Below are 12,688 nucleotides of genomic sequence, written 5' to 3'. Positions count from 1 at the left end.
GCAATGACTAGGATAAGCACAGCTTATGTATGACGCCTTGGGTGACCTGTCCCTGGATTTGCTTCGCGCGTTCGAGTCCGCGGCCCGCCAACGCAGCTTCACCGCCGCGGCCGTTGAACTCGGCACCACGCAACCGGCCATCAGCCAGCAGATCAAGCGGTTGGAAGAGCAACTGGCGACCCGTCTGTTCGACCGCATCTATCGCGGTATCGAACTGACCGAGGCCGGGACGGTTCTTTTCGAGCAAGTTCAGCTCGGTTTGCAGCAAATCGATGCCGGATTAAGCGCTATCAGCGCACAACAACAGCATGAGGTGCTGCAAGTCGCCACCGATTTCGCATTCGCGGCCTATTGGCTGATGCCGCGCCTGCACCGCTTTCACGCGGCCCACCCGCAAGTGGATGTCAGCCTGGTGACCAGTGAGCGCAGCCATAACATGCTACGTACCGATATCGACGTGGCGGTGCTGTTCGGTGATGGCCGCTTCAAACAGGGCGAAAGCCATTGGCTGTTCAGTGAAGAAGTGTTCCCGGTGTGCAGCCCGCAGTTGTTGAGTGAGCGATCCCTGCCCTTGCCTGCCCAGTCGCTGCTGGAGTTTCCGTTGCTGCACCTTCGCGGTGAAAACAGCAGCAACTGGTTTGACTGGAGCGGCGTGTTTCGCGAATTGGGCATTACCTCTGCCCCGGCGCCGGGCCAGTTGCGCTTCGACAACTACACCTTGTTGATACAGGCCGCAATTGGCGGTCAGGGCGTGGCCATTGGCTGGCGCCACCTTGTGGATAACTTGCTGGCGCAGGGCCTGTTGTGCCGCCCCATCGCCGAGACGGTGATATCCAGGCTGGGCTATTACGTGGTCCTGCCGCAACGCAAGCGGCGCGGGGCGCTGATTCAACAGTTTGTCGACTGGTTGATGGCCGAGCAGGCCCGCAGTGCGCAATCGCTCAATCCTTAATGGTCAGCCACGCCACGCTTTGTTTGACTGGCTCGGCCTTAAACTGCTCGTCGGTCATGGTGCGCAAGCTCGGCCGTGGCGCGCTGCCGAGGCTACTCATGGCACCATATAGCACCACTTTCACCGCCGGTGTTTCAGCATTTTTCATGGTCAGGCTCCGTTATTTCCTACGTATAGGGTGTGTGAGCTGTGGGAAACGGTGAGGGTTCGACTGGGTTTTGGAGGGATTCACATGCAACGGATCAAGGGCTATCACGCCCATGTTTACTTCGATGCCAGCACCATCGATCAGGCACGGGCGTTATGTGAGCAGGCAGCACAGCTGTTCCCGCTGAAGATGGGCCGCGTCCACGAGCGCCTGGTCGGTCCGCATCCGGACTGGAGTTGCCAGTTGGCCTTCGAGCCTGAGCTCATCGGCGATGTGTTGCCCTGGCTGGCGCTCAACCGCAAGGGGCTTGTGGTGTTCCTGCACCCGGACACCGGCGACGATCTGCTGGACCACAGCGAGCACGCCATCTGGATGGGCGCGATTCGCCCACTGGACCTGTCTATTTTTTGATCAGATGCTTTCTTCGGGCTCGCCCGGCAAATGCTCATCCAGGTGCAGCCAGGGCAAGCGGTTGTCGGTCCAGATATGGCGTTCGGCCGGCGCCTGTTCGGGATGGTCGAGGGTGGCGATGGTCACGTCGATGCTCGCAGGGCTCAGGTGGGTCACCAGCGCCAGTTGCGCGCCGCAGTGGCCGCAGAAATATCGTGCACAGGTTGCCGATGAGTCGTATCGCGTCGGTGTTCCGGCCACCCATTGAAAGGCGGACGCCGGCACGGTGATCCAGGTCGTCACGATACCGCCGCTGACCCGACGGCAAATCGAGCAATGGCAGTGGGCGATATCGTGCAATGGCCCGCTGAATTGATAGCGCAGTTGTCCGCAGTGGCAACCGCCGGTGTGAAGCGCATTCATCTCGTTTTTCTCCAGGGCCCGAATCGATGGGCTCAAAACCTGTCCGACGACCGGTTATACATCCGGTCAATGCTTTCATCGGCGAAAGCTGGCTGAAAGCTTCCCCGATTAGGATCGCCCCCACTGCCGGCACAGACCGGTTGGCCAACACGAGCGTTCGATTGCTCGCCTGGCCCATTTAACAACAACAATGGTGATCCTGATGCCCTCTGCTACCCGCCGCTTCGCTCTAACTCCGCCCGTACGCCTCGTGCTTGCCGTTTTGCGCTGATCCCGCCCGATCCGCCCTTTCCCTAGCCGCGCTACGCCTGGAGTATTCCCATGCTGACTTTCCTTGGCTTCGCCATGGTCATCACGTTCATGTTCCTGATCATGACCAAGCGCCTGTCCGCGCTGATCGCTCTGATCATCATCCCGATCGTCTTCGCCCTGTTCGGTGGTTTTGCCCCGAAGATCGGCCCGATGATGCTCGAAGGCATTACCAAGCTTGCGCCGACCGGCGTGATGCTGATGTTCGCCATTCTGTACTTCGCCCTGATGATCGACTCGGGTCTGTTCGACCCGGCCGTGCGCAAGATCCTCAAGCTGGTCAAGGGCGACCCGTTGAAAGTTTCGGTCGGCACCGCCGTACTGGCGCTCGTCGTCTCCCTCGATGGTGACGGCGCGACCACTTATATGATCTGCGTGGCCGCCATGCTGCCGCTCTACAGCCGCATCGGCATGAGCCCGCGGATCATGGCCGGCCTGATCATCCTCGCCGGTGGCGTGATGAACATGACCCCGTGGGGTGGCCCGACGGCCCGTGCGGCCAGTGCGTTGCATGTGGACCCGTCGGCGATCTTCGTGCCGATGATTCCGGCGATGGCTGCCGGTGTGCTGGCGATCCTGGTCATTGCCTACTTCTACGGCAAGCGTGAACGGGCGCGTCTGGGTGAGCTGCACCTGGTTGGCGATGAAATCGACCACAGTGAAATCAGCGTTTCGCAGTTTCCGGATGCCCGTCGGCCGAAGCTGATCTGGTTCAACGGCGCCCTGACCCTGGCGTTGATGTGCACCCTGATCGCCGGTCTGTTGCCGCTGCCTGTGCTGTTCATGGTGGCCTTCAGTATCGCGATGATCGTCAACTATCCGTGCCTGCAACAGCAGAAAGATCGTGTCGCGGCCCATGCCGGCAGCGTGTTGGCGGTGGTCGGGCTGATCTTCGCCGCCGGCATTTTCACCGGCATCCTGTCGGGTACCGGTATGGTCGATGCCATGTCGAAAAGCCTGCTGGCAGTGATCCCTGATTTCCTCGGCCCTTACCTGGCCGTGATCACGGCGCTGGTGAGCATGCCGTTCACGTTCTTCATGTCGAACGATGCATTTTATTACGGCGTGTTACCGGTACTTGCCGAAGCCGCCAGCCACTACGGTATTACCGCAGTGGAAATGGCACGTGCCTCGATCGTCGGTCAGCCCGTCCACTTGCTGAGCCCGCTGGTACCATCGACCTACCTGTTGGTGGCCCTGGCCGGTATCGATTTCGGTGACCACCAGCGCTTCACCCTGAAGTGGGCAGTGCTGGTGTGCATGTGCATACTGGTTGCCGCGTTGCTGATGGGGATTTTCCCGCTGTTCAGCACTCTATAAGCCCAAGACTCACCACTTCGGGTCCAGGCTTTGTGGTTTGAGGCCCGGACCCTTCGTGGTTTAACACTCGCTCAAAGGAATACACATGGAATGGCTGACCAACCCTGAAATCTGGGTTGCCTTCTTTACCCTGACCGCCCTGGAAATCGTCCTCGGTATCGATAACATCATCATGATTTCGATCCTGGTCAGCCGCATGCCCAAGCACATGCAACAGCGCACCCGGATTTTCGGGCTGGCGCTGGCCATGGTCACGCGGATTCTATTGTTGCTGTCGATCACCTGGGTCATGCGCCTCACCGCCGACCTGTTCGTCGTGTTCGGCCAGGGTATTTCCGGGCGAGACCTGATCCTGTTCTTCGGTGGCCTGTTCCTGTTGTGGAAAAGCTCGCAGGAGATGTACCACGCGCTGGAAGGTGAGGACGAAACCAACGACGAGCCGAGTGGCGCGGGGGGCAACTTCCTCTACACCATCATCCAGATCGCGATCATTGACATCGTGTTCTCCCTGGACTCGGTGATCACCGCCGTCGGCATGGTCTCCCACGTACCGGTCATGGTCGCGGCCATCATCGTGGCCGTATTGGTGATGATGTGGGCTTCCGGCACCATCAGCGATTTCATCGACAAACACCCGTCGCTGAAAATGCTGGCGCTGTCGTTCCTGTTGGTGGTCGGTACGGTGCTGATTGCCGAATCCTTCGACGTGCACGTGCCAAAAGGCTACGTCTACTTCGCCATGGCGTTCTCGCTGGCGGTGGAAGCAATCAACATCAAGATGCGCACCGCAATTGCGAAAAAGAAAAAGCAGCGAGACCCGGTGAAACTGCGCAAGGACATCCCGGGCCAGTAACCCGGTAATACGCAACACCCTGTGGGAGCGAGCTTGCTCGAGATAGCGGTCCATCCGTCAACATCAATGTTGAATGTGAGGGCCCCATCGCGAGCAGGCTCGCTCCCACAGTTGTTTTGGGTGGCCGGAGGGCCAGGGTCTCATGACGGTTTTGTTTCAATCGCTACTTTAGCTGTGCGATGCTGGCGCCAGGACCGTTAGCCAACTACAGCTTAAGTACAGAACGTAGAAAAAAGCGCGGCACCGTCAACTTGCTCCTTTGGGGCGCTACCACCACAGGGGGCCTGTATGCTCACCCTGCTCAATTTATTATCTGCCGTGGCCCTGTTGATCTGGGGCACGCACATCGTCCGAACCGGCATCCTGCGGGTTTACGGTTCCAACCTGCGCCACGTGATTGGCCAGAACATGTCCAGGCGCGGGCTGGCGTTCATCGCGGGGATCGTGGTGACGGCCATGGTCCAGAGCAGCAACGCCACCGCCATGCTCGTGACCTCGTTTGTCGGTCAGGGCCTGATGGCGCTGACCCCGGCGCTGGCGACCATGCTGGGCGCCGATGTCGGCACGGCGCTGATGGCGCGGGTGCTGACATTCGATCTGTCATGGCTGTCGCCGCTGCTGATCTTTCTCGGGGTGATTTTTTTCCTGTCGCGCAAACAGACCCGGCTGGGTCAGATGGGCCGTGTGGCCATTGGCCTGGGTTTGATCATTCTGGCGCTGCAATTGATCGTCGAAGCCGCGGCACCCATCACCCACGCCCAAGGGGTGAAGGTGATCTTCGCCTCGCTGACCGGCGATATCCTGCTCGATGCCCTGGTCGGCGCGCTGTTCGCGATGATTTCCTACTCGAGCCTGGCGGCGGTCCTGTTGACCGCAACCCTGGCCGGCGCCAGCGTGATCAGCCTGCCGGTGGCCATCGGCCTGGTGATCGGCGCCAACATTGGCAGCGGCGTTCTCGCGTTCCTCAGCACCAGCATGCAGAACGCCGCCGGTCGCCAGGTGGCGCTGGGCAGCCTGTTGTACAAGCTGATCGGCCTGTTGCTGATCATTCCTGTGCTCGACCCGCTGGTGCACTGGATCGATAGCCTGGACTTCAGCCCGCAGGAAATGGTCATTGGTTTCCACCTGCTCTACAACACGGCGCGTTGCCTGATCCTGCTGCCCAGTGTCGGGCCGATGGCCAGGTTCTGTGCGTGGGTACTGCCGGAGCGTCCGCAACCCAATGGCATGGCCAAGCCCCGGCACCTTGATCCGACGGCGTTGGACACGCCAAGCCTGGCATTGGCCAATGCCGCCCGGGAAACCCTGCGCATGGGGGATCTGATCGACAATATGCTGGAAGCCATGCTTGATGTGCTGAACGGCAAGCAAACGGCCGTGACCCAGGAAATACGGCGCCTGACCGATGATGTCGAGGCGCTCTACAGCGCGATCAAACTGTATCTGGCACAAATGCCCCGGGAAGACCTCAGCGATCAGGACAGTCGACGCTGGGCGGAAATTATCGAGCTGGCGATCAATCTCAAGCTCGCCAGCGACTTGATCGAACGCATGTTGCGCAAGGTGCAACAGCAGAAAACGTCCCAGCGTCGGTCGTTTTCCGAAGTGGGCGTGGAAGAGTTGGCAGGGTTGCACAGCCAGCTGATCTCCAACCTGCGCCTGGGAATGTCGGTGTTCCTCAGCGCCGACAAAGAAAGTGCCCGTCAGTTATTACGCGAGAAACGTCGCTTTCGCGCTCAGGAACGCCGCATGGCCCATGCGCATGTCAGCCGTTTGCAACGTAAGATTGTGCAGAGTATCGAGACCAGTTCGCTGCACCTGGAGCTGATCGCCGATATGAAGCGTCTGAACTCACTGTTCTGCAGCAGTGCCTATGTGGTGTTGGAAACGTCCGAAACCGGTGCGCTGGCTGTCGACGATTTGACCGACATAACACATTCGCCTTGAACGTCTGGCAGTGTGGTCAGTCAGTAGCATTGATTCAGTTCCAAGGCCGTCTTCGCGGGCAAGGACGAAATGGATCTCCGATGGGTTGCCGGGAAGCTCGTTATGCGTTGTCTGTTGTTCGCCTGTCTGTTGCTTGGCTCATTCCCTTCATTTGCCCTGGATCGCTTCCAGGTCGAGGGTTATTCCCTGCGCAACGGTCTGCAATTGCTGCTCAAGCCCGGCATGGAACGCGGTCATGTGGCGATTCGGCTGGTGGTGGGCGTCGGCCTGGATGACTTCAGCTGCGCCGATAAGGAACTGCCACACCTGCTTGAACACTTGTTGTTCAGCGGCATCGACGCCAGCGGTGAAGGTGGCCTCGAAGAGCGCATGCAGGCGTTGGGTGGTGAATGGAACGCCTACACCAGCAATGCCGACACCACGTTCGTGATCGAGGCCCCGGCGAAAAACCAGCGCCAGGTGCTCGACCTGCTGCTGGCGCTGCTGACCCAGACCCGTTTCGACGACAACGCCATCAACGCCGCCAAGCAGGTGGTCGAGCGCGAAGACGGTGGCCATTACTCTCACCTGCAGCGCTGGCTGGATCGCCAGGACCTGGGCCACACCGCCAGCAACCAACTGGCGGTGGAACTGGGCCTCAAATGCCAGGAGCGGGCAGAAGTTGACTACCTGACCCATGAACAACTGGAGAAGGTGCGCAAGGACTGGTACGCGCCGAACAACATGACGCTGATCGTCGTCGGCGACCTCGACCGATTACTGCCGGCCTATCTGGAGCGCACGTACGGCGCTCTCGAGGCAATCAATCCCACCGACCACCCGCCTCTGCCACAGATCCAGGCCAGCGCCGCCCATGAGCGCGACCTGACCCAGGGCTTTGTCGGCGGCGGCGCCAAACTGCACTGGTTGGTACCGGAGCCGGTTCAGGAAGATGAGCACGATGTCACCTTCGACCTGCTCAAGGACTATCTGGACTGGGCGCTCTATCGTCAGTTACGTCTGGAGCATGGCTTGTCCTATGGCCCCTGGGCCGAGCGCGAGGTATTCGGTGGCGTGGGCTTCATGAGCCTCAACGCCGATCTGGAGCGTGACGATGTGGCCGAGGCACAACGGGTGCTGGATGAACTGAAAGCCGGGTTGCTCAAGGACGGTCTCAATGCCGAGACCTTCAACCGCCTCAAACAGGCCGCCATCGCCCGCCAGGCCTGGGCCGTGCAAGGCAACAGCGCGTTGGCCGATTACTATTGGGGCGCCCTTGGGGACTATGAGGACGGACGTTTCGTCGACCCGGCCCGGGAGCTGCAAGGCGTAACGCTGGAGGAAGCCAACAAGGCCATGCGCGAGTTGCTGATGCAACCCGGGTATCTGCGGATCGAGAAGCCGTTGATGAGTTATGACCAGGTGCTGTGGGCGATCGGTGGGGTGTTGGGCCTGCTGTTATTGAGCCTGGCGGCTTGGCGCTTTCACCGCACCCGATGACTGAACCCCGTAGGAGCTGGCCTGCCGGCGAAGGTCGTTCACGATAACGGGTGTCGTCTGGGTAAACGCGGGGCCTTTGGCAGCCAGCGCCACAGAAGTCAGTGGCCTCTCGCCACACTGCCCTGCCGGCGGTAACCTGTCAGGGATTTTTCCTACGACTACTGTGAACCGCCGAATGCCGACCCTGACCCTTTTTATCCAGCGCATCCTCGAACTGATGAAGCGCTACCCCGGGGTCATTGCGCTCGGCGGCTTTATCTCCGGCGTTTGCAGCTTCATCCTGGTGGACCGTCAGCAAGGTCTGGCGAGCTGGATCACCACCATCATGCTGGTGAGCTGGGTCTGGCTGATGCTGGAAAACAGCCTGACCAAACTGTTCACCAAGGTCTTCAAGCGGGAAATTCCCCAGCCCCTGCTGCGTTATGCGACGCAGATGATCCACCAGGAAAGCCTGTTTTTCGTCCTGCCGTTCTTTTTCATCACCACCACCTGGAACAGCGGCCAATTATTGTTCACCGGGTTGCTGGGGATCGCGGCGCTGATTTCCATCACCGATCCGCTCTACTACAAATGGCTGGCGCCACGGCGATGGGCGTTCCTGGCGCTGCATACCCTGACGCTGTTCGCTACCTTGCTCACCGCCCTCCCCGTGATCATGCACCTGACCACGTCCCAGAGTTTCAAACTGGCGCTGGGCACCGCCGTCGTACTGTCGTTCCCGAGCCTCGCTTCGATTTTCCCGATTCGCACCCTGCGTAACGCCTTGGCGATTCTGAGCATTACCGTGGGGATCGGCGGCGTCGGCTGGGTGCTGCGGTCGTGGGTGCCGCCAGCGACCCTGTGGATGACCGACGTGGCCATCAGCATGCAATTGCAGGACCGCACACCCGGTGACAGCCTGGAAGAGGTCAGCGCCGAGCAGATTCGAGGCGGCGGTCTGTACGCCTACACCGCGATCAACGCCCCCCGTGGCCTGGACGAGCGCATTTATCACGTCTGGCAGTTCAACGGTAAAGAAGTCGACCGCATCCCTCTGGATATTCACGGCGGTCGCAAGGAAGGCTACCGCGCCTGGACCCACAAGCAGAACTTCCCCGGCAACCCCGCAGGCAACTGGCAGGTTCGGGTGTTGACCGAGGACGGCCAATTGATCGGCGTACTGCGCTTCAAGGTCACCGACAGCACAGCGATCAAAGAAAAGTAATGCGGTTCGTGCTATTACGTAGGTCAGCGTAACAGCCGAAAAAGCACGGAGCTTATGACCAGCAACACTGCGGCGGGCAATGCCCAACTGGATACCTCGCGCACCCCGCCCCAGATACGGGTCACAGGGGACTGGACGCTCGCCCATTACGCCGACCTCAAACTGCTGAGCGAAAAGCTCGAAGGTCGATACGACGACAGCACCCGCATCGACCTCAACGGCCTCGGTGCCCTCGATACGGCAGGTGCGTCGTTGTTGGTTGAACTGTTGGGCTCCGAGCGCCTGGGCCGCTCAGCCGAACACCCCGATTGCACCATTTCTTCTGCCGACCGCGCGTTGTTGCAAACGGTCTACCGCTCGCTGACGGATTTCTGTGTGCCGATCAAGGAACCGGAAATCAGCGTCGGCGTTCAACTCCTGACTCGCATCGGCCGTGCCGTGGATGCGGTCTGGCAAGACACCCTGCAGTTGCTCGGCTTCGTCGGCCTGATTCTGGAAACCATCGCCCGCAACCTGTTTCGCCCCAAGCGCTGGCGCATTACGCCGATGGTGGCGCACATCGAGCAGACCGGCCTCGACGCGGCGCCCATCGTTGCCCTGCTGACGTTTCTGGTGGGCGCCGTGGTGGCGTTTCTCGGGGCGACGGTGCTGGCCAAATTCGGCGCCACGGTGTTCACCGTGGACCTGGTGGCGTTTTCTTTTCTGCGCGAGTTCGCCGTGTTGCTCACCGCGATTCTGATGGCCGGGCGCACCGCCAGTGCGTTCACCGCGCAGATTGGCTCGATGAAGGCCAACGAAGAAATCGACGCGATTCGCACGCTGGGCCTCGATCCCATGGAGTTGCTGGTGGTGCCGAGGGTCCTGGCGCTGCTGGTCTCGCTGCCGATGCTGACCTTTCTGGCGATGCTGTCGGGGATTGTCGGCGGTGGTGTGGTCTGCGCGGTGACGCTGGATATTTCGCCGGCGATGTTTTTATCGCTTTTGCAATCGGACATCGGTGTTCAGCACTTTTTGGTGGGGATCGTCAAAGCGCCGATCTTCGCCTTCCTGATCGCCGCCATTGGTTGCCTGGAAGGCTTCAAGGTCAGCGGCAGCGCCGAGTCTGTCGGCGCACACACCACATCGAGCGTGGTGCAATCGATCTTCGTGGTGATCGTGCTCGACGCCGTGGCTGCGCTGTTTTTCATGGAGATGAGCTGGTGAGCCGTTTACCCCGAGCGCCTGCCGAGGCGGTGATCGAAGTCCGCGGGCTGTGCAATCGCTTTGGTCGCCAGAGTGTGCACGAGCACCTCGATCTGGATTTGTACAAGGGCGAAATCCTTGCCGTCGTCGGCGGCTCCGGCAGTGGCAAGTCGGTGCTGCTGCGCAGCATTGTCGGTTTGCGCCAGCCCAGCGAGGGTGTGGTGAAAGTCTTTGGCAAGAACCTGCCGACCCTGTCCGAGCACGAGCGCTCGTTGGTCGAACGGCGGTTCGGCGTGCTGTTCCAGAAAGGCGCGTTGTTTTCATCGCTGACGGTGACCGAGAACGTCGCCCTGCCCCTGATCGAACACGCCGGCCTGAGCCGCAATGATGCCGAGCACCTGGCGGCGGTGAAACTGGCGTTGGCCGGGTTGCCGCTGTCGGCGGCGGACAAATACCCCGCCTCCCTGTCCGGCGGCATGATCAAGCGTGCGGCGCTGGCGCGGGCCTTGGCGCTGGACCCGGACATTCTGTTTCTCGACGAACCCACCGCCGGCCTCGATCCGATTGGCGCCGCGGCCTTCGATCAACTGATCCTGACCCTGCGCGATGCCTTGGGCCTGAGCGTGTTCCTGGTGACGCACGACCTCGACACGCTCTACACCATCACTGACCGGGTCGCGGTGCTGGCGCAGAAGAAGGTGCTGGTGGCGGACGCCATCGACAAGGTTTCGGAAACCGACGACGCGTGGATTCACGAATACTTCCATGGCCCTCGCGGCCGCGCGGCGTTGAGTGCCGCTAAACAGTTCAACGAGGTCTGACATGGAAACCCGAGCCCATCATGTATTGATCGGCCTGTTCACCGTGATTGTGGTGACGGGCGCCCTGCTCTTCGGCCTGTGGCTGGCCAAGTCCAGTGTCGACACCGAGTTCAAGGATTACGAAGTGGTATTCAACGAGGCGGTCAGCGGCCTGTCCAAGGGCAGTTCCGTGCAGTACAGCGGGATCAAGGTCGGCGACGTGGTGTCGCTGCGACTGGACCCGAAAGACCCGCGCCGGGTGCTGGCGCGGATTCGCCTGGGTGGCGACACCCCGATCAAGGAAGATACCCAGGCCAAACTGGCGCTGACCGGCGTGACCGGGACGTCGATCATCCAGCTCAGTGGCGGCACGCCGCAAAGCCCGGCGTTAAAGGGCAAGGACGGCAAATTGCCGACCATCATCGCGGCGCCCTCGCCCATCGCCCGTTTGCTGAACGACAGCAATGACCTGATGTCCGGGGTGAACACGCTGATGCACAACGCCAATCAGATATTTTCCGAAGAAAACATCGAGCGCATCAGCAAGACCCTGGAGCATCTGGAACAAACCACCGGCACCATCGCCGATCAGCGTGGCGACCTGGGTCAGGCGATCAAGCAACTGGCATCGGTCGGCAAGCAGGCCAGCACCATGATGGAGCAGACGTCGGCGCTGATGCGCAACGCCAATGGCTTGCTCAATGATCAGGGCAAGCAAATGTTCGGCAGCGCCGAGCAGGCGATGAAGTCGCTGGAACAGAGCAGCGCGACCATCAACAAACTGCTGGCCACCAATCAGGACTCGCTCAATAGCGGCATGCAGGGCCTCAATGGCCTGGCCCCGGCTGTGCGGGAGTTGCGTGAAACCCTGAGCTCGCTGCGCGCCATCTCCCAGCGTCTGGAGGCCAACCCCAGCGGCTACCTGCTGGGCAGTGACAAGAACAAGGAATTTACCCCATGAAGCTGACCCGTCTTGCCCTCCTCGCCAGCTTCACGCTGATCAGTTCGTGCTCGATCCTGCCCAAGTCCGAACCGTTCGATGTCTATCGATTGCCGTCCGCCCAAAGCGCAGCCACCAGCAGCCATGGGACGCCGCAGCGCTGGTCGTTGCGCCTGAACAAACCCCAGGCCAGCGAAGCGTTGAACAGCCCGAACATTGCGGTGATCCCCCAGGGCAATGTGATCATCAGCTACAAGGCTTCGCGCTGGAGCGATCCGGCACCGGTGCTGTTGCGTAATCGTCTGCTCGACGGGTTTCAGCGTGATGGCCGCGTGACGCTGCTGAGCACCGACGACAGCAATTTCCAGGCAGACCTGGAGCTGGGCGGCAGTCTGCAGGCATTTCAGACCGAATATCAGGGCACCAGCGCCAGCGTGGTGGTGCGTCTGGATGCCTTGCTGGTGCGTGGCGCCGACCAGCGAATCCTCGCCAGTAAACGCTTTGAAGTGCGCCAGCCGCTGAGCGATGTGAAGGTACCGGCGGTAGTGACCGGGTTCGGTCAGGCGACCGATCAACTGACGGCGCAAGTGGTAGGTTGGGCGGTTGAGCAAGGGCAGAAACTCGCGCCGCCAGCGCGACTTTGAAGTCTACACAGACCCTCTGTAGGAGCGAGCCTGCTTGCGATGAACCTGAGAGCACCGAGGGGTGTCAGGTGCCCCGTGTCATCGTTCACGATCATCG

The 12,688-nt window shown here is 60.7% G+C and carries 12 protein-coding genes and 2 pseudogenes; 11 read left to right on the top strand and 3 right to left on the bottom strand.

What is annotated here, in order from left to right; all coding sequences use genetic code 11:
* Positions 1-25 precede the first annotated feature (25 nt).
* Complete coding sequence (locus AC1Q6D_RS29325; protein ID WP_103405349.1) at positions 26-952, top strand: choline sulfate utilization transcriptional regulator; 927 nt, start codon at positions 26-28, stop codon at positions 950-952.
* A 10-nt stretch (positions 953-962) separates the two neighbouring features.
* Here AC1Q6D_RS29325 and AC1Q6D_RS29320 read toward each other — a convergent pair.
* Positions 963-1,100 (bottom strand): annotated as a pseudogene (locus AC1Q6D_RS29320) (NADH-flavin reductase); the annotation flags it as partial.
* An 84-nt stretch (positions 1,101-1,184) separates the two neighbouring features.
* Between AC1Q6D_RS29320 and AC1Q6D_RS29315 the strand changes: the two are divergent.
* A complete protein-coding gene (locus AC1Q6D_RS29315; protein ID WP_090466149.1) occupies positions 1,185-1,511 on the top strand; it encodes a DOPA 4,5-dioxygenase family protein in 327 nt (108 codons plus the stop codon).
* On the opposite strand, the gene AC1Q6D_RS29310 is transcribed toward AC1Q6D_RS29315, so the two are convergent.
* Entirely contained in the window at positions 1,512-1,913 is a 402-nt protein-coding gene (locus tag AC1Q6D_RS29310; protein WP_103405350.1) for a GFA family protein, read from the bottom strand.
* Positions 1,914-2,234: 321 nt separating this feature from the next.
* On the opposite strand from AC1Q6D_RS29310, the gene AC1Q6D_RS29305 reads away from it, so the two are divergent.
* The 9 genes from AC1Q6D_RS29305 (at position 2,235) to AC1Q6D_RS29265 (ending at position 12,591) form a co-directional block, all read left to right on the top strand.
* Positions 2,235-3,542 (top strand): CitMHS family transporter, encoded by a 1,308-nt coding sequence (locus AC1Q6D_RS29305; protein WP_047535731.1) that lies wholly within the window; start codon positions 2,235-2,237, stop codon positions 3,540-3,542.
* Between the two features lie 85 nt (positions 3,543-3,627).
* The gene (locus tag AC1Q6D_RS29300; protein WP_103405351.1) at positions 3,628-4,395 is read left to right on the top strand and encodes a TerC family protein; all 768 of its coding nucleotides are present in this window, start codon (positions 3,628-3,630) and stop codon (positions 4,393-4,395) included.
* A 288-nt stretch (positions 4,396-4,683) separates the two neighbouring features.
* Positions 4,684-6,342 (top strand): Na/Pi cotransporter family protein, encoded by a 1,659-nt coding sequence (locus AC1Q6D_RS29295; RefSeq protein ID WP_103405352.1) that lies wholly within the window; start codon positions 4,684-4,686, stop codon positions 6,340-6,342.
* Positions 6,343-6,444: 102 nt separating this feature from the next.
* The gene (locus tag AC1Q6D_RS29290; RefSeq protein ID WP_103405353.1) at positions 6,445-7,821 is read left to right on the top strand and encodes a M16 family metallopeptidase; all 1,377 of its coding nucleotides are present in this window, start codon (positions 6,445-6,447) and stop codon (positions 7,819-7,821) included.
* 175 nt (positions 7,822-7,996) lie between these two features.
* On the top strand, positions 7,997-9,025 hold the full coding sequence (locus tag AC1Q6D_RS29285; protein ID WP_103405354.1) for a DUF5924 family protein: 1,029 nt from the start codon (positions 7,997-7,999) through the stop codon (positions 9,023-9,025).
* A gap of 54 nt (positions 9,026-9,079) precedes the next feature.
* A complete protein-coding gene (locus tag AC1Q6D_RS29280) occupies positions 9,080-10,228 on the top strand; it encodes an ABC transporter permease (protein WP_103405355.1) in 1,149 nt (382 codons plus the stop codon).
* Positions 10,225-11,028 (top strand): ABC transporter ATP-binding protein, encoded by an 804-nt coding sequence (locus AC1Q6D_RS29275; protein ID WP_103405356.1) that lies wholly within the window; start codon positions 10,225-10,227, stop codon positions 11,026-11,028. Before AC1Q6D_RS29280 ends, AC1Q6D_RS29275 begins: the two co-directional genes overlap by 4 nt.
* A gap of 1 nt (position 11,029) precedes the next feature.
* Positions 11,030-11,968, top strand: coding sequence for an MlaD family protein (locus tag AC1Q6D_RS29270; RefSeq protein ID WP_103405357.1), 939 nt, complete (start codon positions 11,030-11,032; stop codon positions 11,966-11,968).
* Positions 11,965-12,591 carry an ABC-type transport auxiliary lipoprotein family protein gene (locus tag AC1Q6D_RS29265; RefSeq protein ID WP_103405358.1) on the top strand — a complete coding sequence of 209 codons (627 nt, stop codon included), beginning with the start codon at positions 11,965-11,967 and terminating at the stop codon, positions 12,589-12,591. Before AC1Q6D_RS29270 ends, AC1Q6D_RS29265 begins: the two co-directional genes overlap by 4 nt.
* A gap of 17 nt (positions 12,592-12,608) precedes the next feature.
* Here the strand turns inward: AC1Q6D_RS29265 and AC1Q6D_RS29260 are convergent.
* A pseudogene (locus AC1Q6D_RS29260) lies at positions 12,609-12,686 on the bottom strand (outer membrane lipoprotein carrier protein LolA); the annotation flags it as partial.
* Positions 12,687-12,688: the final 2 nt, after the last annotated feature.

This window comes from Pseudomonas sp. MT92 (assembly GCF_058792515.1).
Note: the sequence above shows the minus strand (reverse complement) of the source record. Positions and strands in the feature narration are given on the sequence as shown.